The sequence below is a fragment of the Dickeya oryzae genome (assembly GCF_020406815.2).
Classification (GTDB): Bacteria; Pseudomonadota; Gammaproteobacteria; order Enterobacterales; family Enterobacteriaceae; genus Dickeya; species Dickeya oryzae.
On record NZ_CP162670.1, the window covers coordinates 537,564 to 561,460 of the forward strand.

The following is a 23,897-nucleotide window of genomic DNA, read 5'->3' on the forward strand; positions in this document are numbered from 1 at the left end:
CGGCAACCGGATAACGGTGGCAGATAAGGCAATGGGAGGCTTTAAGGTGACGAAGCAACATAACGACAATAAAGATGCCACGGTATTAACGGATATACAGGGCGATGTAGGTAGCAACATTTCCTGGCCTGATTGTCTTTCTTCGATGCATAAAAAAGAGGCCGTCGCCATTATCGGCGTGGGGGGCTTTTTCCCGGGGTCGGATTCTATCGAAGATTTTTGCCAGAAACTTGATCAACAGGAGTCTTTGTTTTCTCTCGTGCCGGGGAATCATTTTCCCGGGCCGGAGATGCAAAACAGGTATGGGGCATTTCTGAATGATATCGCCGGATTCGATGCTGATCTGTTCAATATAGGTCCGATGGAAGCCGAGTATATGGACCCCAGAACCCGCCTGCTTTTGATGTCCGCCTGGCACACGCTGGAGGATGCGTGTTATCTGCCTCAGCAGTTACGAGAGGCGAAAGTCGATGTGTATATTGCCTCGGAAGGTGCGGCTTATACGCCTTTTCTCGCCAAAGCTGCGCTGACGAGTTATTCCATATTGGGCATGATGTCCTGGTCTTTGCCAAATTACCTCTCCCATGCTTTTCGCTTCAACGGTAAAAGCCTCTATATCGATACCGCCTGTTCCGGTGCCAGCGTTGCGTTGCATCAGGCGAAAGAAGCGCTGTTGCGTGGAGAGGCCGATTATGCGCTGGTTGGTGCCGCCAATCTTTTATTCGGCGATGCTCTGGCCGGATCGTATCTGGGGCAGGAGTCGTTAGGCATTCTCGGAGGCGCAACGGTCTGTTCCCCTTTTCAGGCCGATGCTAAAGGTTTCTTGCCTGCGGAGGCGACGGTAACGGTGTTGCTCAAGCGTCTATCGCAGGCTATTGCCGATCGGGACAACATTCATGGCGTGATTTTAGGCTCGGATGTAAACCATACCGGGGGCTATGGCAGCCTGACGATGCCTTCGGCGGAATCACAGGCGAGTGTAATTGTTAATGCCTACCGCCAGGCTGGCATTGATGCAGACACTGTTACCTATGTGGAAGCTCACGGCGCGTCATCGCTTCTGGCCGATGCCGAAGAAATTAAAGGGTTCAAACGTGCCGATGCGCAGCTAAACGCGGGTGTGGCAGCGTCAACGGGCAGCCCGTGTAAAATCAGTACGCTCAAGCCTAACATGGGCCATGCCAATTCGGCCTCCGGGATGGTTTCGCTGGTTCGCGTGTTGCATGCGTTTAAAACGCGGAAAAAGCCAGGAATCAAAGATTTTTCAGCCTGTAGCGGCAAAATCAGCCTCGAAGGTTCACGCTTTTATATCAATGACATGACAGAAGCGTGGCCGCCTCTGCTGGATGATAGCGGCAGAGAAATTCCCCGCAGGGCCGCGATGAATAACTTTGGCGCCGGTGGTGTTAACGCCCATCTGCTGCTGGAAGAATATCCTGGTCCCGCCGATCTCCCAGCGCACAGCGACGTTGTCAGTGATGAGACGCCGTCGCAGGGTGATGTGTATTTTCTGGCGCTGTCAACGATGCATGAAGGGCAGTGGCTTCACTATGCGGAATCTATTCTGGCCTTTTTGCAGCAATCCCATGAAATTCATCCTGGAGCATTGGAATATTTCTATCTGACGGCAAGAAACAAGTTTGATCAGCGGGTGGTCTTCCGTTACACCAGTATCGACAATTTACAGGAGAAGCTAACCCAGTTTATTGCCGCCAATGGGCAGAAATCTTACTACCTGAAAACCGGACAACACGATGAAAATAAGGCGCTTGATATATTTACCCGCCATGACCGGTTGTCTGACTTGCTGAAAACGTTGGACTGGGAGAATGACAAACGTTTTCTGATGGAGCTTTGGGTCAGAGGCGTTGATTTCCCACTGACCCAGATCTTCGGTACCTCTGGTTTTAGTAAGACCTCTTTGCCTCGGTATCCTTTCCATCTTGAACACTACTGGAGTCAGGCCGAGACCGCCGCGATATCGCCCCCGGACTCTCGTGGATATCGGATGCTGCGAGAAATACACCCTCTTGTGCAGCAAAATACGTCAGATTTCTCTACCCAGCGTTACAGCAGTTTTTTTACCGGGCACGAATTTTTTCTGGCTGATCATGTTGTTAAAGGACAGAAGGTTCTGCCAGGGGTTGCTTATCTGGAATTAGCAAGAGCTGCAATCACTGATGCCGCAGGCCATGCCAGCCAGATAATGCTGAAAAATATCAGTTGGGTGAGGCCGATGAGCGTTCAGGCGGCGGGCTTGAACGTGTCTATCGAGCTGTATCCTGAAGATAACGACCACATCAGTTTTGAGATCTACAGCGAGGATTCTGCTGTTGTCGGGGCCGGCAGAACCACACATTGTCGGGGGCAGGCCTACGTGACATCGTTGCCCGATGACGGGGAGCCGCTTCCTACTCCGGTAACGCCATCACCGGTCGACATCCGCGCTTTGCAGGCCCAGTGTACCGCCCGAACGCTGGACAGTACGGCATGTTATCGCGCCTACACGGCGATGGGCATCCTTCACGGCCCGGCTTATCAGGGCGTGGTATCGATTGAAGAAGGCGATATTCAAGCCATTGCCAGAATTGAATTACCCGCGAGTGTGGCGGATACCCGCAGTCAGTATTTTCTGCACCCGAGCCTGTTGGATTCGGCATTACAGATAGCGGCCGGTTTGCTGGTGGACGTTGATCATCCTGAATTTGCCTTGCCGTTTGCGTTGGAAAGCCTGGAAATGTTCCCCCGTGATACCGCCGCTGCGTTACCTGCGATCCTTTGGGTCTGGGCGCGGTTTAAGGCTGGGTCATCTAAAGCCGACAGAGTCAGAAAAATGAATTATGACTTGTGTGATGAGGCAGGCAATGTCTGGGTCAGACTCAGTGGTTTTTCGTCCAGAGTGGTGGACGATGCGTCTGCTGGAGCCATGAAGTCGGCTGTTTCAGTCAGACCGATGGCTGAAACCGAGGGGGAAACGGAGGGGAAAACTATGCTAGCTGCCCCCGAAACGCATGAACCTGCCGCCAACACTGATAACCCAATGGCGACGTCGGTTCCGACGGCAAGTACAGCAAAAGAGAGACTGCGGGAAAAGCTGATCCCTCTGATGCAAAAATCACTGGCAAGGTTACGCAAGCTGGGGCCAGGGCAGATCGATCTGAATACTGAACTGTCTCAGTTTGGCTTGGATTCTATTCTGCTGACTGAGTTTAGCAACCAGTTAAATCGCCAATACCACTTGTCACTGACGCCGACGGTGTTTTTTGAATATCCAACGCTCGGCGAGTTTGTTGATTATCTGGCAGAAACACATTCGGCAGCGTTCTCAGACTCGTTTCCTGAGCAGGAATCATCCGTGCCGTCGGCGTTACCCGAGTCTGCGGAGTCAGCCGTGGCCGGAGAGCCGCAAACACAAGCAGCGATAAGCGACGTCCCCTTAAGCGATGCACCGCCCCAGCACCACACGCTCCGATCAGCGGGGCGTTTGAATCAGGCCGTTTCCCGGCAACCCTCTGATAAAAAACCCCTGGCGATAGAGTCAACGCCTCATGAGAGTGAGCCGATTGCGATCGTGGGAATGAGCGGCCGCTTCCCGATGGCCCGGGATCTGGACGCCTTTTGGGACAATCTGGTCAGCGGAAAAGATTGTATTCAGGAGATCCCGAAACAACGCTGGGACTGGCAGGCGCTGTATGGCGATCCGGTTCGTGAAGTGAATAAATCCAATGTGAAATGGGGAGGGTTCATTGAAGGTATTGATGAATTTGATCCCCTGTTTTTTGGTATTTCGCCGAAAGAAGCGGAGTTGATGGACCCCCAGCAACGATTATTGATGACTTACATCTGGAGCGCCATTGAAGATGCGGGTTACAGCGCCGGTGAGATAGCCGGTACTGACACGGCGATTTTCGTGGGAACTGGCATGAGTGGCTACGGTAGCCTTATCTCAGAAGCCCGGCGTCCGATAGAAGGGTATTCGCTGACAGGGATCGTTCCCTCGGTTGGGCCGAACCGGATGAGCTTTTTCCTGAATATTCACGGCCCCAGTGAACCGGTAGAAACGGCCTGCTCTTCATCACTGATTGCGATTCATCGTGCCGTGCAGTCTATCGGCGCGGGTGAATGTGAACAAGCCATTGTCGGCGGCGTGAGCACGCTGGTGACCCCCGATGGCTATATCAGCTTCAGTAAAGCGGGAATGCTGTGTCAGGATGGCCGTTGCAAGACGTTCTCCAGTGCGGCCAACGGTTATGTGCGGGGAGAAGGGGTCGGTATGCTCTTTCTGCGTAAGCTCAGTGTTGCTGAAGCGGCGGGAGATCATATTTATGGTGTGATTCGGGCCAGCGCTGAAAATCACGGTGGCCGGGCCAACTCATTAACGGCACCGAATCCGAAAGCGCAAACGGCATTGCTAAAGCGCGCTTACACCAAAGCAGGGATCGACCCGCGCAGTGTCGGGTACATTGAGGCTCACGGTACGGGGACGCCGCTTGGTGACCCGATAGAAATTGATGGGCTGAAAAGCGCCTTTCAGGCGCTCTATCGCCAGACGCCAGCCACAACCGATCTGGGAAACAAGTCACAACACTGCGGTCTGGGTTCGGTGAAGACGAATATCGGTCACCTGGAAATGTCTGCCGGTGTTGCCGGCGTGATCAAGGTGTTATTGCAATTTCAGCATAAAACCTTGGTGAAAAGTTTACACGCTGAACAGCTTAATCCTTATATCAAGCTGGACGATTCTCCTTTTTATGTGGTGCAGGAGAACAGGCCCTGGGTGGCACCGGTGGATGTGCAGGGACAGGTGTTGCCTCGCCGGGCTGGGGTCAGTTCTTTCGGTTTTGGTGGGGTCAACGCGCATATCGTGCTGGAAGAGTATACCGGGGGGAATGCGCGGTCCGATGCCGGTCTGAGGACAGGCAAGCCGGAACCCGCCATGGTCATACTCTCGGCAAAAAGCACCGAGCGCCTCACGGCGGCAGCGCGGAATCTTCTCACCCGGATTACGGCAGAAAACAAACCACAGCCGGAACTGGGCGAGCTGGCCTATACCCTACAAGTTGGGCGGGACGCGATGGAACAGCGCTTGGGGATCCTTGCCTCTTCTATTGATGAACTGGCTGAAAAACTGAGAGCGTTCGTGGCCGGAGAAGATGCCATTGACGATGTGTATCTCGGCAATGTCAGGCAGAATAAAGAGATGCTGGCCATGTTCGCCACAGATGAAGACATGGTGGCCACGTTTGAGCTTTGGTTCCAGAAGCGTAAGTACGCCAGGCTCCTGGAGCTATGGGTCAGGGGGATGCCGGTCGACTGGTACCGGTTATATCCACAGCAGCGCCCTAAACGGATAAGCTTACCGACGTATCCATTCGCCACTGACCGATACTGGATCGACAACGTTCGTCATGCGGCGATGGCGTGTCATGTGGCAATGGGTGTGCCGCCGCATCCCTCTGCCTTGCCGACAGATGCAACGCGCACCCCGCCGATACACTCGGCGGAGCGACATCTCCCGGCAGTTAGGGAGAAAACCAGGCCAGATGATTATTTCAGCTATGCCGCGCTATGGGAGCCTGATGAAAATCCTCCTGCCAGCCGCAGTGCAACGCGAATGGCGGATACGGTTCTGGTTGTTGGGAGCTTGCAGGAAACGGAATTGGAAAAGGCGTTAGTCGGTAAACTGACCGCTCAGGTCAACCGTCTGCTGCGTTTTTCACTGGGAAGCGATGCCGGGCGGAAAACGCACTCGATCGGGCCGAATCACTGGGCGTGTGATATTCAGGATGAAAACGCGATCGGCTACTGTCTGAATGAGATCGGTGCCATACAGCAGGTGTTTTTTATTGCGGGTAGCGATGCCACCCAGGAGCTGGTCGATGCAGAGGCGATCACGGCCAGTCTGAAACAAAACGAACTGCAACTGCTGCGTCTGGTGAAATCGCTACAACAAGGAGTAGCGAAAGATGCAACGATCGATCTGACCGTGATCACGCAGGATAACCACCCATTGTCTGCACGGGAGATTCGTTATCACGGTGCGGGGGTAAGTGGCCTGGCTTATTCCATTGCCCAAGGGGATCACCGTTTCAGGGTCAGAAATCTGGATGTATCCCGACGCGATCTGCACACGCCAGCGCGGCGGGAAAAACTGTTGCAGCAGATCGTCAACGAAGTGGTCCGCGAACGGGGCGAACAGATTCGGCTGCTTTCTGGACGCCGCTACCGACAAACCTTCTTCCGTGTGGATCCCCGCAGTTTCAGTGATGAGAGTGGCATCAAGCATGGGGGTGTCTACCTGATTTTGGGAGGCAGCGGAACGGTGGGGAGTGTGGTAACCCGGCAGTTGCTGCAACATTATCAGGCAAACGTGATTTGGCTGGGACGCCAGCCTGAGTCCAGTCCCGCGGTTCAGAACCAACTGGACGCGATGGAAGCCATCGGTATCCGGCCTGATTATCTTCAGGCGGATGCGACGGATCTGGCCTCTCTGCAGGCGGCGGTAGTCCAGATCAAGCAGAAGTATTCCCGCATCAATGGCGCGATATTCGCCGGTCTGGTCTTTGATACCGAGAACACCATTAGCCAGACCACGGAAGAGATATTCTGGCAGATACTTCAGGTCAAAGCATCAGGAAGTCTCAATTTCTACCAGGCACTCCGGCACGAAGCGCTGGATTTTCTGGTCTATTTCTCTTCCTGCCAGGCTTTCTCTTTCTCCGGTGCGGCGACGCTGTCAGCTTATGCCGCCGGGATTACGTTCTCCGACACCTTGGTGCGTGCTTTACAGCATCGTGCCGATTTTCCCGTCGGGATTATCAACTGGGGATTCTGGCAGGCATCTCTTGCCGGGTTACCCGCCAGCCAGAGTATTTTTGCCCTGAGCGATGCGGATGGTTTTGCCTGTTTTGAACGTTTTGCCACGCTGTTGCAGCAGGGACGCCTGGCGCAGTTGGTGTGCCTGAATGCGTCTGTTCCGGTACAGCAATTGATGAACCTGCATCCGCATGAGTCCGTTCTGTTGAGTCATCAACGTCAACTGTCACCCACTCACTCTTCATCTGATAAACACAGCAGGAGGCTGATCAATGAATAATATCGCTGACAATCAATGGGATGAAGAGGCTGACGCGTTGCTGCAATCCCATCACCCTCATGCAATTAATCAATGGTTAATTCAACTGCTGTATGTCCAGCTTGACGGGCTTGGTGTTTTTTCATCGCCGTCGAATCCTCTCGATTTTTCTACGCTTGCCGCCCGTTTGGGGCTTGATCCTCAGTTCCAGCCCTGGTGGCAGGAGTCGATGACGCTGTTACTTGAGGCTGGATGGGTAACCCAGCAGGGAGACTCGCTGGTTCGTCGGCAGCCGTTAGCGCAGCCGCCGGAAGCAATATGGCAGGCATGGGATGATTATCGTGATGGTTATCGCCATGATCATGCCCGCATGACCCAGATGAATCTTGTCGATACCTGCTTGCGCGATCTGCCCCACATTCTGACCGGACAGGTGCAGGCGACGGAAGTGTTGTTCCCCAATGCGTCGATGGAGAAAGTGGAAGGGATTTATAAAAACAATCCGGTCTCTGATTTCTTTAATCGGGTATTGACGAAAACCGTGGGCGACTACGTGAATGAGGTGCTGCGGTTTGATCACGACGCGCAGTTGCGTCTGGTGGAAATCGGTGCCGGTACCGGTGGCACAACGGCCATGGTTTTGCCCGCGTTGATGCAATACCGCCACAATATTCAGGCATACCTGTATACGGATCTCTCTCAGGTATTTTTGATGCATGCCCGCAGGCACTATGGGCCGGATTGCCCGTTTCTCGACTATGCATTGTGGGATATTGAACAACCTCTGGCGACACAGCCTATTTCTCTGGGCTGTTTTGACGTGGCGATTGCGACCAATGTATTGCACGCCACCAAGGATATCCGGGCCACGCTGCGGCATTGCAAAGCTGCCTTGCGCCGCGGGGGAATGGTGGTGATTAATGAGCTTAGCGATAAGTCTGTGTTTACCCATTTGACGTTCGGGTTGCTCAAAGGGTGGTGGTTACATCAGGATACGGCGTTGCGCATTGCGGGCAGCCCGGCAATCGCGCCTGAAACGTGGCAGGAGATACTGGAAGAAGAAGGGTTCTTTGCGGTTGAGTTTCCGGCTCAAAGAGCCCATGCGCTAGGACAAACCATTATTGTCGCCCTTAGTGACGGGATGATTCGCCAGCAACGGCAACCTGCGGATCAATCGCTGATGGCTGATAAGTCGCAATATTCTCCGGCAGAAGTAAAACAACAGGCCATCTCCGACTCCGCCAAACGTTCATCAGGTACGGCGGCCACACCCGAAGTGCCGTTAGACGTGCCGATAACAGAAGCGCAGATTGCCGAGCGGGTTCACGATGCCGTTGTGTCTGCGTTGGCACAAGCGGTTAATCTTTCAACCGCGCAGATCGATGCGGACATCGCTTTTTCCGAATACGGGATTGATTCTATTTTAAGTGTTAATTTTATAAATAAAATCAATGAATTGATTGGTATTCGCTTGAATCCCGCAGTGCTTTATGACTACAGCACCGTCGCCTCGCTGAGCGGCCATATTGTTCGGACCGCAGGACATCATGTTCTGGCTGAGCGCGCGCCGGATTCGCTTTCTTCCGGTACGAAAACCCCCTCTGGACGCGGCGAAATAACGCAGGAATATATAACAACCTGTGTGATCAATGGGCTAGCCAGGACGGTCAATATGCTGCCTGAGCAAATCGATGAACAGGTGGCGTTTTCTCATTTTGGTATTGATTCGATTCTCAGTGTTAACTTCGTCAATCAGGTCAATCAAGCGCTGGGGATCAATGTCAATCCAGCGTTGCTCTATGATTATACGACGGTCGAAACGCTGAGTGCGCATATTGCCCTGACTTGCGCCGATCAGATCGGTATTCCTCAGGCTCCATCCTCATCACCACAGCCCTCTCAACCGCGGCCCTCTCAACGACTGTCGCAATCGCCACCGCGGTTGGAAGCCGCACCGCAGCCAGCGGCGGTGTCGTCGTCTGCCGCACTGTCGGCGTCCATCACTGATCCGGGAACGACACCCGAAGAGAGGCAAACCGAACCGGCTGCCATTGCGGTGATCGGGATGGCAGGGCAATTTCCTGATGCTGAGGATACCCAGCATTTTTGGGAGAACCTCGTTGCACATCGTTCAGGGATTGAAGAATTACCCAGGCATTATCTGGATCAAGCCAGATATTTTGTCGATACAAATAGCGTTGATACGGACAAGGAAGAAACCACGCCGAGCGGAAAGACCTATTGCAAATGGGGGGGGATCGTTAAAAACAGAGACTGCTTCGATGCGAAATTTTTCCGGATTACCGATCAGGATGCGTTGTCGATGAGTCCGCATCAGCGGCTGGTATTGCAAGAAAGCTGGAAAGCGCTGGAAGATGCAGGTTATAACCCCAAGGCTCTGGCTGGTAGCAATACCGGGGTGTTTATTGGTGCAGAGCCGTCGAATTACCATCAGGGCTCTTTTGTTGGCTCATCTGAAGCGATTATTGCATCACGCGTGTCTTATTTTCTGGATATGAAAGGCCCGGCGCTGGTGGTGAATACTGGCTGTTCATCTTCTGCGGTGGCGATACATCTGGCCTGTGAAAGTCTGCGCCGCCGGGAGACAGATCTGGCGCTGGCCGGTGGTGTCTTCGCGGCTTTGGATGCCGGTGCGTTGGCAAGTCTGTCTGGTATCGGCATGTTGTCCCACGGCGCTGAGTGCCCCATTTTTGAGCAGTCGGCTGACGGCATGCTGTTATCTGAAGGGATTGGGATCGTTGCACTGAAACGTCTTGATCAGGCTATCGCCGATGGCGATCCCATCTACGGGGTGATTCGTGCCTCTGGAATTAATCAGGATGGCGCGAGCAACGGTATTACGGCACCGAGTGGAACGGCTCAGCAACAATTACTGGAACAGGTCTACCAGAGCTACCACATCAATCCTGAAGAGATGAGTTACATTGAGGCTCATGCCACCGGCGGTAAATTGGGGGATACCATTGAGGTCAATGCCCTGGCGCGAACATTTAAGGCATTAACCGATAAGCAGCATTATTGTGCTCTGGGCAGTGTGAAGTCTCATATCGGCCATACTTCGGCCGCTTCCGGGGTGATTGGGCTTATCAAAATCTTGTTGTCGATGCGTCATCGTCAGCTACCGGGTTTAAGGCATTATCAGCAGATAAATCCGTTATTTGAGTTGCAAGATTCCGCTTTTTATATTCAAAACACCACGTCCGTGTGGAAAACCGACGCGGGCAGGCCGCGACTGGCCGCCCTGAACTCTTTCGGTCACAGCGGGACCAACGCACATTTGGTCATTGAAGAGTATTTGCCGGGTCGGGTACACGCCGCTGAACCGGCTACCGCGGGCTGGATTATTCCGTTATCGGCAAAAACGACATCAAGTCTGCAAGCACAGATTCAGGCACTGTGCGCCTATCTTGAAGATACGGATGGGCAACAGCGTGAGTCAGGCGATGATGCTTTGTCCTTTATGCAATCAATGGCCTATACGTTGCAGGTTGGACGGGAAGCGATGCCGGAACGTTTCTTCCTGATTGTGAAAGATCGCCACGACTGTCTGCAACAGTTACAGTCATGCTGCCGTCAGACGATAGCGACGGATCATTTTTTCGGGCATGCCTCGATGGTGGGAAGAAAACAACACGCTCTGGCCGCCGATGCCTATCAACACCGCTGTCTACACCAGTTGTCCCGTTCCGAACTGGAGGCGATTGGGCAAGCCTGGCTACAAGGGAAACCGGTTGACTGGAACAGTTTCTATCGGCAACCGCCAGTGCGTATGCATTTACCCGGCTATGTGTTTGCGAAAGACGTCTTTCGTGCTCCGGTGCCGACCTCGAAAGTCGGCATGGTTGAAAAAGGCGTTGGCGACGGTGATCGGATTGGCGAAGGCCATTATCCCATCGGCCGTGCGGGGTTATTCACGGAAAATCACCCATGGAGTCAACCTTTTAACCACCATCATCGCATTTTGCATAACCATCAGGCGTTTGGACAATCGCTGCTGCCCGGGCTGGCATACATCGATCTGCTCTTTCAGTTTTTCCATCGACAAGGTATGGATTACCGACAACTGGAAATGCGCAACCTAACGATTCATTACCCCTTTACTATCGGTGATGACTATGGGGTGGATGCACAAATCAGTTGTCAAAAGCAGGCGCAAGGGTACTGGCGTCTGAAAGTGGAAGGCAGTGAAGTGTCGGATGATCACTCACGGTCGGGACTGAAGCTGTATATGAGTGCGGAAATGCACCCGGTTGCGGCGTCGATATTTAATGAAACACTGGATGTGGAGGCGTTGAAAAAGACCGCCACCAGTCAGATGAGGTTACAGGACGCGTATGCGGAATTTGGTGGGGACGATATCCGTCACCGCGGACCGATGGTCGGCGACGGCGTGATTTATCACCTGCCTTCGGCAAATCTGATTGATATTGCCGTTCCCGATGAGCCACTCGCCGGCGCAGAACACTATCTGTTTCACCCGGTGCTGATTGACGGTAGCGCTATCGGGTCTGGGGATCTGTTTCTGGAGCAAAACCAACAGCAAGACATCTTTTTACCGCTTTATTATGAGTCCTTCCGCGCTTCAGAACCGTTGTCAGGGCGCTGTATTACCCGTGTCAGTCGTGCCTCGCTGAAACAAACCGAGCAACTCTCTTACCTGACGATGGAGTTTTTTAAGCCTGACGGTGAAAAGATTGGTGAATTGAAAAATTTCACCTGTAAGCGTGTACGTGATCCTGCGGCGATCAACGCATCAAGAACCCCGGCAGCGGTGCCGATCCTGGCTGATGAGGCCGTCACGCCGCCAGTCAAACCGGTGGTGTCGATGGAAAAGGCACCTCAGTCTGTGGCGTCAGCGGCTTCGACCAGCCTGACGGGTGAGAATGCGTCGGCATTGGACCGTGTTGAACATGCGGTGAAAAAGATACTGGCCGCTACGTTGGCGAAAAGCACCGCAGAGATTGAGAGCGATGTCGGTTATTACGAATTGGGGTTGGATTCGGCGGGGCTGCTGCAAATGGTGCAGTCACTGGAGCAGTCGCTCAAGGTAAAGCTGAATCCGACGTTGCTGTTTGAATATGCCACTGTTGGTACACTGGCCGAGTATCTGCTGGAACGGTACCCGGAGTCGTTCCGCCCATTTGCCGATATGGCACCTGATGTCGCGACTGTCACCGAGCGGGACAACGCGCCTCAGGCATCGGGTACGTTGCCGGATTTGGGCAATTTAGCCGGTATCAATCGGGCCGATGCTGAGCCGATAAACGCCGGGCAGGCCGCTTCCCATTCATCATCAACCATACAGGCATCATCAACCAGACCGACATCATCAATCCCACCGAATGCCTCGGAAAGCGAAGATATCGCGGTGATCGGGATGGCTGGGCGCTATCCCGGAGCGAAACAGATGACGGAGTTTTGGGAGAACCTCAAAGCCGGTAAGGACTGTGTAACCGAAATTCCTGAATCGAGATGGCAGAAACGCGTGTTGGATGGCATTACGTCGCCTTCTGGCCGACCGATTCCTCAATGGGGGGGATTTATCGAGGATGTCGACTGCTTTGACGCACAGTTTTTCCGGGTTTCGCCCAGAGAAGCGCAGTGGCTAGATCCTCAGGAACGATTATTTCTGGAAACATGCTGGGCGGCAATCGAAGATGCGGGCTACACCCCAGAGACATTGGTTGCAGAACAGGGGCCGAACAAGCGCCGTGATGTCGGTGTTTTTGTTGGGGTCATGCACAACGATTACGCCTTGATCGCCGCTGAGATAGTCAATCGTGGTCAGGTCGTGCCGCTATCGATGAATTATGCCCCGATTGCTAACCGGGTCTCTTATTTCTGCGGTTTCCACGGCCCTTCTTTTGCCGTCGATACGGTGTGCTCTTCCTCTCTGACCGCGCTACATCTGGCTTTGGAAAGTGTGCGCCGGGGAGAAAGTAAAGTCGCATTAGCCGGCGGGGTGAACCTGTCGTTGCATCCTTATAAGTATATGACTTATGGGTTGGCCGACATGTATTCCACCGATGGCCGCTGCCGCACGTTCGGTGACGGCGGCAATGGCTTTGTCTCTGGCGAAGGTGTGGGGGCCGTGTTGCTCAAACCGCTGTCGCAGGCGATTAAGGATCGGGACAATATTTATGCGGTGATCAAGGGCAGCACCATCAACCACGTCGGGCAAGTGAGCGGAATTACGGTTCCCAGCCCGGTTGCACAGGCTGATTTGATGCTGCGTTGTTATGAAAAAACCGGGATTGATCCCCGCACCATCAGTTATATCGAAGCGCACGGGACAGGCACGGCGCTGGGCGATCCGATCGAGGTTCAGGGGTTGGTGAAAGCCTTCCGGCAGTACACGAAAGACAAACAGTTTTGCGCGATCGGTTCGGTGAAATCGAACATCGGTCATGCGGAGTCGGCGGCCGGCATCAGTGGCTTAAGTAAAGTTATCCTCCAGTTGCACCATAAGACACGGGTACCGTCACTGTTGCATTCAGAGCAGGTTAACCCTTATCTGGAACTGGATAATTCACCTTTCTATATTCAGCGTGAAACCCAGCACTGGGAGCAACCGACGGTGGGAGAAGACGGCGAAAAGGTCAATGTCCCACGGCGGGCGGGGATCAGTTCGTTTGGCGCTACCGGATCGAACGCACATGTGATCGTTGAAGAATATCTGCCGCCAGACGTCAGGACATTGGGGAATCGCCAGCAACAGGAGATGCCACTGATTGTTCCGTTATCGGCGAAAACGCAAGAGCGGCTTCAGGTGATGGCCCGAAATCTGGCCGAGTTCCTGGCGACTCACCCGGATATCGATAGCGTTCATCCTGCGGATCTGGCCTTCACGCTGCAAGTCGGACGGCGGGTTCTGGAAGAGCGGGTGGTTTTTGTCGTACAGGATCTCCAGGAGTTACAGAAAAAACTGGTCGCCTTTGCCGAGGATGACGCCTTACCTGAGCGTTGTTGGCGAGGGGTCGGTATCGGTGCGAAGGACAGTGGCCGGGATACCGGGTTTATGTCGGCTGAGGACAGCCGCGTACTGCTTCAGCGCTGGGTAGAACAAAACGCCGTTCACAAGATTGCCCGGTTCTGGGCGGAAGGCTTTCATGTGGACTGGTATCAGCTCTATTTGATAGTAACGCCTCGTCGTATCAGTCTGCCGGGGTATCCGTTCGCCCGGGAGCGGCATTGGATCGAGGCACCGGATGATTTGGGCCGGATCGGCCAGGGTGCATCATCAGGCGAGGCACCGCCCCGAGCGGTATCGACGCAGGAAGAGCATGATGCGCTGATGCTGTTTACCGAGTCCTGGCAGAAGGTGCCTCATCTGGCGGCGTCCCAGCAAGACCCTAGGTTTGAGACCGTGATCTGCTTTTTGTCGGAACCGGAAAGCCAGCGTTTACTGCAATCCCAGATGACGGTGCTGGCACCACAGACAGCGGTTGTGTTTGTATCCCGCCACCCGTTGGAAGAGGGGATAAACGGTTTTCATCTGCCGCAAAAAAATACCACGCGGGACAATGTCGAAAGTTATCAGCACTGCTTTGCACAACTGAGGTCGGCTCAGATACAACCCGAACACAGTGCGATTTTATATCTATGGCCGCTGGAGGAACGTGGTCAGATACAAGACTTCGCCGCGCTGCATGATCTGTTGTCTTCTATGGTTGCCGCAGGCATGGCACCAGCACGCTTACTGCTGGCCGGTGCCAGCCACCATTCGCTGGAGCGCGCTTATCTGGAGTCATGGATTGGTATTGAACGTTCTCTGACATCCGTCTTACCTAACACCCAGTGCGCGGTGGCCGTTAGTGTTGCCGCGGGGGCCGGTCTGGTTGGAGACATACCGGTCTTTACTCAACCGTATATATCCATGCTTTATCAGACATTGACGGGGCAAAATTTTGAAAGCGTCTGCTATGAAGGCGCAGAGCGATACGTCCTGAATGTTCAGCCCAGTCCGGTTGTGCTGAGCGGCACTGCGGTGGCAGAGGCGGGGATTAAACAAGGTGGAACCTACCTGATCACCGGGGGATTCGGTGGGCTGGGATTCATTTTTGCCCGATATCTGGCACAGCACTATTCCGCCAGACTGATACTGACCGGGCGTTCAGCCATGAATGCAGACCGTAAAGCGATGGCCGATGAGCTGACCCAATTGGGGGGACAGGTACACTATATCCAGGCCGATGTTTGTGATGTCGGCACCATGCGTTTCAATCTGGTACAGGCCAGACAGTTGATGGGGCCGATCCTCGGGGTTATCCACGCCGCCGGGTTGGAGGCCAGTGAGCCTGTATTTGAGAAGTCCCGTCAGGCGTTCAACGATATTCTTCGGCCAAAAGTGGAAGGGACACAATTATTAGACGAACTGCTGGCGCAGGATCCGTTGGATTTTGTCTGTTATTTTTCCTCCAGCGCCGCGTTCTTAGGCGATTTTGGCTCTTGTGATTACGCTATGGGGAACCGTTTCCAGATGGGGTATGGCAAACACCGGATGGCGCAGGTTCAACAGGGCAAACTTCGCGGTAAGACGCTGATTATTAACTGGCCTTTCTGGAAAGAAGGGAAAATGGGGGCCAAGGACAGGGAGAGCGCCGAATTTTATCTCCGCTCCAGTGGTCAACGCGCCCTTGAAAGCGAAGAAGGGGTGCGGGTCTTTGAGCAACTGCTGCGGCAAAGCGAAGGCCAGCATTTGGTGATGGTCGGAAAACCCAGTCGTGTTGCTCGGTTTCTGAGGCTGAAAGAACAACCGGTAGCTGGATGGAGCGAACATCATCCAGTCAGTGGCCACGGTGATGCCAGCAATCAAGAAACGACCCGTGGTGCGGCACAAACACACCGTCACGTGACGGCGTTGCGTGCCGGAGGCGATATGGCGCGGTTGTCCGGGGATGTGACAGACATGCGCACTACGGTGAGTGATGTGCTGAAAACGCAGATTAGCCGGTTGCTGGGTACGCCGATTGACCGAATCGGGTTGAACAGCAGTTTTGCTGATTTTGGTTTTGACTCGATCACGCTGGCATCCTTTTCCCGCGAGTTGAGTCAGTATTTTGATGTTGACATCACGCCCGCTGTGCTCTTCGGTCACTCATCGGTTAAACGGTTGACGGAATATTTTTGTCGTGAGCATGCTCAGGCTTTACAGGCCCTATTTTCGCGTCAGGCGTCGCCGGAAACGGACGCCGTCAACATGTCTCCGCTAGCTGATAGCGTTCATCTGACCGTCGAGCGGGAAGACGTAAATCCAACGTCGGGCCACGAACCCCAGCAGATGAAGACAACCACGGAGAATCATCAGTCGGCTCTTGCTGCGGCAACCAACACGACGGCTTCTGACGTCATGGATGAGTCGATTGCCGTGATTGGGATGAGCGGGCGTTTTCCGCAGGCGGATACTATTGATGCGTTCTGGGAAAAGCTGATCCAGGGAGAGAGTTGTATTGGTGAGATGTCAGGGCCGCGCTGGGACTGGCAGTCTGTCGCCAATAACCTGCCATCTGGATCGTCAGAAGGTCGGGATAAGCATGAAGCGCTTCCGCAATGGGGCGCTTTCATGACGGATATCATGCAGTTTGACGCCGCCTTTTTTGATATTGCGCCAAAAGAAGCGATGGATATGGACCCCAGGCAGCGGATCTTCCTGCAGGAAGCCTGGCACACCTTTGAGGATGCCGGTTATATGGGGCAACGCATCCGGGGAATGTCCTGTGGTGTATATGTCGGCGCGGAAGAGAGCGATTATGGGGCTATTGTCGGCGATCAGGGGTCGATAAACGGTAATCAAAATGCAACCCTGGCTGCGCGTATTTCTTATGCGCTGGATCTGAAAGGCCCGAATATGGCGCTCACAGCCGCTTGTGCATCAGGGTTGGTGGCTGTTCATCAGGCGTGCCTGGCGCTGCGGCAGGGGGACTGCGAGATGGCACTGGCCGGGGGCATCAATCTGTTGATGACGCCGTGGGTGTATCAGAGTATGAGCCGGACGGGAATGCTTTCCCCCGACGGCAATGCCAGCGTGTTTGATCAACGGGCAAACGGGCTGGTTCCAGGGGAAGCCGTCGCTGTAGTCTTACTCAAACCGTTGTCAAAAGCCAAAGCCGATGGCGATCGAATCTATGGCTGCATTAAAGCCAGCGGGGTGAACTACGACGGAAAGACCAACGGTATCACAGCACCGAACCCTGTTCGTCAGGCGGAACTGCTGAAAAACGTCTATGACCGATACCGAATTAACCCGGGAGATATTCAATATGTGATCTCTCACAGCACCGGCTCTCAGTTGGGTGACCCGATTGAGGTTCAGGCGCTCACCGATGCCTTTGCCGGGCGATGCAGCGATGCGCATCGCTGTGTGTTAGGCTCGATTAAACCCGTAATCGGGCATACGTTTGCCGCTTCCGGCGTCGTGAGTCTTGTGGCCATGCTCAAGGCGATGGCTCAACAGACGATTCCGGCGACTCATGGATTTGATACCTGTAACCGCTACATTAAATTAGAGCAGACTCCCTTTACGATTCACCAGCAGAATCACCCTTGGTTGCGGCGAGGCACGCAGCCCAGGCTTGGTGCAGTCAGCGCGACGGGGATCAGCGGCACCAACGCTCATGTGGTGATTGAAGAATATATTGCCGACGACTCCGACGCGTTGAAGGGCGCAGATATTCATGCGCTACAAGGGCGCGTTTTGCGTCCGTCGGGCATCGCCACCCGCCCGGCGATCGTTCCTATTTCGGCGAAAACTACCGCCGCGCTGCAAGCCTATGCTCAGGCCTTTGTGCAGTTCCTGCAACGTCACCCGGCAACGCGGCTTGATCAACTGGCCTATAGCCTGCAAACCGGGCGAGACGCGATGACAAAACGCGTCGCTTTTGTGGTGTCTGATATTACGGAATTGCGTGAACAATTAGCGTGGTTTGTTCGCGGCGAGATTGCGCCCGGCGCTTATTATCATCATGGCGGACAACACCATGATGAGGGTACCGGGTGGGCAACAGAGCATGAATGGGATGATGGGAACTCTCCGGCACAGCTTGCCCAGATTCAGGGATGGATAGCTACAGGACAATGGCAGGAACTGGCGGATGCATGGGTTAATGGCGTCAATGTGGAGTGGTTTGATTTATACCGTGAGATATTCTCGCTGCAACAGACAGTACCGCAACGGATAAGTTTGCCGGTCTACCCGTTTCAGGGCAAACGCTACTGGGCCCATCTTCCCCCTGCCGAGGTCACCACGCAGACCCAGTCTACGGGTAGCGGTGAGAAACAGGTGATGATACCGGGCGATGCCGCGATGAATACAGGCGGCACATCGCCGCTTGATGCTATCACCCGTCAGGTTCGCGCTTTACTGGTGCAAACGCTCTATTTTGAAGAGAGCGAAATCGAGAACCATCAACTGTTTACCGAGTTGGGGCTCAATTCAATCAATGCGGTTGGCTTTATTGAAGCGGTGAACCAGGCGTTTGCGGCTGGGTTGACGATCAAAGCCATTTTTGACTACCCAAGCATTGATGCGCTGTCTTTATATCTTGGCAACCTGATGCCGCCCCCGCCGCACGACCAGCAGGCAAACGCAGTGGCGGTGATCGCCCACGACGCGGTCGAGAAACAAGGGGCTGATTGTCCGCAGAAGACGTCCGATAAAAAAACAGCCGGACTAAGTGCGTGGTTGAGACGGTATCCAGAGTGTATTCCTCTTAGCAAATCGCTACGGGACAGGCACATCAACGAGGTGTCCGCGCCCGAATGTTCACGGTTCTGGATTCATCCGCTCACCGGCTCGACGGGGGTGTATCTGAAGATTGCCGAAAATCTGGCAGACGACTACGCCATCTGGGGCATTCAGTCGCGCGGATTTCTTACCCGGTTCCCGCCGCTCGACAGCATCGAAAGCATGGCGCGTTACTATATTGACATCATGCGAGCCAGTAATGCGACCGGGCCATACGAACTGGCGGGGTATTCAATGGGTGGCATCATCGCCTATGAAATGGCCCGGCAGTTGCAACTGGCAGGGCTCAGGGTGTCGAGTCTGATTCTGCTGGAACCGCCGTTTCCGCAGCCGGATAACCATCACGTGTCATCACCGTTTTATTATCGAGATGCATTACTGATGAGTGCGAACTTCTTTTTGCACTACAGCATGAGTGACGTGCTGGCATCAGGTCAGATAGCGTTTGAAACGATCGCCTACACCGAACAGGAATTAAGGCGCGTTGATGCAGATAAACAGGTGACATGGCTGGCTGAAGGGTGCCTGAAAAAAGGCGTGAAGCAGCCGTTGTCGGTTGTGAAGGAAAAAATTGAGAATATGGCTCAAATCCTTAAACACAACCGCGACGCGATGGCGGCCTATTCGGTGAAGGCGTTACCGAATGCCCTGGATATTGATCTGCACTACATGACGATTACACCGTCATACGGTGACCGGCCAGAGAACCACAATACGTTGTCGGCGCTGGCTGAAAATAATCGCCATGTGCTGGGTGAAGAGTTGACGCACGATGAAAGCCATTGTCAGCGATGGCTACACTATTTACCGGGGGTTCAGGTACTTCGCACCCACGCCAGGGATCATTTTTATCTCTTATCGGAACGCGAGAGTGTTGACATGATTTCGGCACGCTGTCGGGCGGTGTATCGGGGCCGATCCGTTGGGAAAACCACACCGAATGAAAGCGGAAAACGGGCCGTGAAGCCGTGTGGGGAAGGCCGGGGTCCTATCGCGATTATCGGCATGTCCGGGCAGTTTCCCGGGGCGAAAAATCCCGATGACTTCTGGCATCTGCTCGAACAAGGTCAATCGGCGTTTACGCCGCCGCCGGATAGCCGCGGCTGGTCGATTAGCCCGGAAAGTGAGGGTGAGTATGCCGGCTATGGCGGTTTTCTCTCGGATGTCGAACACTTCGACCCGCTGTTTTTTCAGATATCGCCGCACGAAGCATCAATGTTAGATCCCTGTGAGCGTCTGTTTTTACAGGAAAGCTGGAAAGCCATTGAAGATGCAGGGATGATTCCAGAGACGTTGTCCGGCAAACGTTGGGGGGTTTTCTGTGGGAGCGGGGGAGACTATTCGCTGCGTTTTGCTCAGGGAGAACATTTTGCGCCGAATATTACCTTGTCTCAGGTACCCGGGCGAGTCTCCTACAGCCTGAACCTGAAAGGACCTTGTCTGACGGTAGAGGCGGGGTGTGCTTCTTCGCTGTTGGCCGTCGCTCAGGCTTGTGATCACCTGGTGTTGGGTCAGTGTGAGGTGGCGATTGCCGGTGGTGCCCTGATTTATTCCACGCCGAATATGTTGCTCAGTTCTTCCCGTCTTGGGCTGTTGTCTTCAGCTGACCGTGGTTGTGCATTTTCAGCACAGGCTACGGGCATGATGCCCGGAGAATCTGTTGGCGTTGTGATTCTCAAACCGTTGCAGCAGGCACTGGAAGATGGCGACAGAATTCATGGGGTGATTGAAGCCTGGGGCAGCAATCACAACGGGAAAACCAATGGGATTATGGCACCGAGCACCAGTGCGCAGGAAGCGCTATTATCTGATATATATCAACGGTTTGATGTTGATCCGGCGCGTATCACTCTGGTTGAGGCTCATGCGGCCGGGATGCCTGCGGCAGACGCCGCAGAAATTGGCGCGTTGACCAACGTCTTTCGGCAGCATGGCGGGGAGGTTCCATCTGACGGGCAGTCATACTGTGCACTGGGGAGTGTTGAGAACAACATCGGCCATGCTTTCCACAGCGCGGGGATGAATCATCTCTTCAAAGTGCTGTTAGCGCTCAGGCATCGGGCCATTCCCGGAACGCCGAATACGCAAGACCGGGACGCTTTGCTACCGCTGGAACACAGTCCATTTTATATCAATGCGGAAACGGTGCCCTGGACGGTGGACCCCGGACAGGTGCGGCGTGCTGCGATTAGCTCGTTAGGGGCGACGGGGATCAATGTTCACCTTGTTGTCGCTGAACCTCACCCAAACGGGGAAGGGCGGGAATGGTCGCCAGACAATCTCTCTGCGAGCCCATTATCGCTACAAGGAGCATCACCGGCGCACGGCGGTAAACAGCCGGTGTGTATTGTGCTGTCTGGAAAGAGTGACAACGCTTTGCTGCAACGCTGCCGGGATCTGCAAGATGTTGTGCGGGCTCAGCAAGGGGTGGATCTGAAACAACTGTCAGCAAACCTATTGTTGCGCCGTAGTCATTTCTCATATCGGTGTGCCTGCGTGGTTTCTGACGTCAGGGCATTGTACGATTTTCTGGATCGGGTAATAACCGGGGCGGCATTGACTCCGGCGGACAACGGCTATCGGGGCAAAGTCAGTTCAGGCCATCAGTCATTAGCCGGGAATGAAGCATCGTCTGCGGTTGCCCACGTGCGTCAGGCGGTTCACGCGCCGACAGACCGTGACAATCTGTTGGCTCTGGCCCGGTTATATGTCAATGGTGTCGACTTCCTCTCTCCTGACTTCAACGCGGAAATCCGTATGGAGCAGGCTTATTCTGCGGCGGAAAAATTCCCGTTATCGCTGCCGGGATATCCTTTTGACAAACGTTTGTGCTGGGCCGGAGCTATCCGGGAGGAACCTGTCGGGGCGTTACGCCGAGAGGCAACCGACCTTCAAACGACGCAACAGACAGAATCACAACAGACAGCACCACAACACATCGCGCAACAACTGACCGGTATGCTGGCGGAACTGGCCGGTTTGTCTGTCGCTGAAATTGATCTGGATGAACCGGTAACCCGCTACGGTATCGACTCATTGTTGGGACTCCGTCTGTTAAACCGGATCAATGCCACTTTTGCGACTGAGTTTGATGCCTATTTGTTGACGAAGGCATCGCTTCGGTTGATTGCCGGGGAAATTGCCCATCGTCCACGCAATTCCGCTCACGATCCCTCGCGCTCTACGTATTATCCGTCTGCCTCCGCGTCGGCGCGCGTTTCCCTCAAGGATAGGTCGGATAATTGCCCGACATTTATTCAGTCGGTCTCACTGGCCTTATCTTTGGCGGCAGAGCCTGTAGCCGATATGACGTTGGGCCGTACTGAATTAAGCCTGCTGTTAGCGCAGGGAATCGGTGTCTGGAAAGACGCGACAGGTCTTCGTTTTGAGTTCTACCGAAACGCTCCGCGTGCCGGGGATAGGCTTGATCGTGTGAACCGTCCTGATTGCTTATGGTCGTGTTTAGAGACCGGGGTTCGCTACTATCCGGTCAGCCACATTCAGGCATTTATTCTGCATGAGAGTGAGGTGAAAAAGCGCTCTACCTTTAATATCGGTCAGGGTTTTTGGATAGATATGCCGGTTGACCTGTCATTGCTGAATCAGGCGTTGAACGATATGGTCCGCCATCACGCCATTCTAAGAACCGGTGCTGAACGTGTGGGGCAACAATGGGCACAGGTTGTTCACGATGCCTTAACGCTGGAATGCAGGGAAGTCTGTTGGCCTTATATTTCTGATAGAGAAACGTTTGAACAGACATTCGCCGGCTTCCAGAAATCGGTCAATACGACGTTGTTCCAGGCGGATCGGATGCCGATGTTTGAGCTGTATCTTGCCCATAATGGTGCCGATCTGGGCGCGGTTTACTTTGTTACGCACCATTTCCATGCTGATGGTTTTACCTTGTTCATGTTCCTGCAAGAGCTCTGTCATCGCTATGATGCACTGCGCAGCGGCATCGATTTTTATTGCCCCAAACCGTTGGCTGAATATGCACATTTTGCGTTGAGTCAGTTCGGGGAACATAAGGAGACCGCGACCCGGTATTGGTTGAGCAAGTTACATGGCAAACGGGCGTCTTTTACGCTGCAGGATAAACACATCGCACGGAGCAGCAGCCCGGATGAACATCACGGGAAGCCGGAAAAAGCGGGTACCTATTCTCTGGATATCTCCGATGAGAGGCTTGAACGGTTGCAGTCATCAAATCGTCGCCAAAATACCACGCTCACACAACTCGTCACCTGTGCTCTGGCGACGTTAATGTATCGGATCACCGGAGAAAATATGCCGATCCAGATGGCGTATAACCTCAGGGATCGATATGAATTTGAATCGGTTTACGGTGACTTCTCTTCGTCGGTTCCGCTGGTGTTAACGCTGCAACCTCATTTCAGCCTGCGGCACGTGTGGCGTGTGTATGACGAAGCACTGTTGCAAGTGCAGCAATATAAGCACTTTGATTTTGTTGCACTGCATCAACAACTCGCCCCTGAAGGGGGGGATGCCCACGACCACACCCTGTTGGGCAGCCTTGCTGTTGATAGCAATGACCGGGATACCTTTGTCGACGTGACGACTTTTGCTCAAAGATTGCTGCCTATGTCTCTGGACGAAAGGGAACCCGTCGCACCACTGTGGGTAGGTTTGCTGAAAACCCACGGAAAGCTGAGCTTGCCGTTTATCTATGACCGTCGTCATTTTTCACCGGATCTGATCTCACGGCTTGTCGACCACGTGCTGGTCTTACTGGATATGATGGTGGAACAGCCAGAGTTGAAAGTGGAGGATATTCCTGTCCCGATAATGCTGGCGGAACGGTTGTTGCCAGAAGATATATCGGCCTTGACGGTCTTATACCCAAAATAATTCGAGTTGCAGGAAGGCGGCAATCGAGCGAATCCCCAGGAGCTTACACAAGTAAGTGACTGGGGGGAGTGAGGGCAGCCAACGCACCTGCAACTCGAAGTATGAAGGGTATAGAGGTTTAACGTTCGAGAGTCTTGAGGAACTAAAAGACTATTTATAACTAATCAGCTAGTTATGACTTAAAAG

Annotated in this window: 2 protein-coding genes; both read left to right on the forward strand. The window is 53.9% G+C overall.

The window, feature by feature from the left end:
* Positions 1-46: 46 nt before the first annotated feature.
* Complete coding sequence (locus LF929_RS02375) at positions 47-7,096, forward strand: SDR family NAD(P)-dependent oxidoreductase (protein ID WP_226093248.1); 7,050 nt, start codon at positions 47-49, stop codon at positions 7,094-7,096.
* Positions 7,089-23,711: an SDR family NAD(P)-dependent oxidoreductase gene (locus LF929_RS02380; protein WP_226093249.1), complete on the forward strand. Its 16,623-nt coding sequence runs from the start codon at positions 7,089-7,091 to the stop codon at positions 23,709-23,711. Before LF929_RS02375 ends, LF929_RS02380 begins: the two co-directional genes overlap by 8 nt.
* The last annotated feature ends 186 nt before the right edge of the window (positions 23,712-23,897 follow it).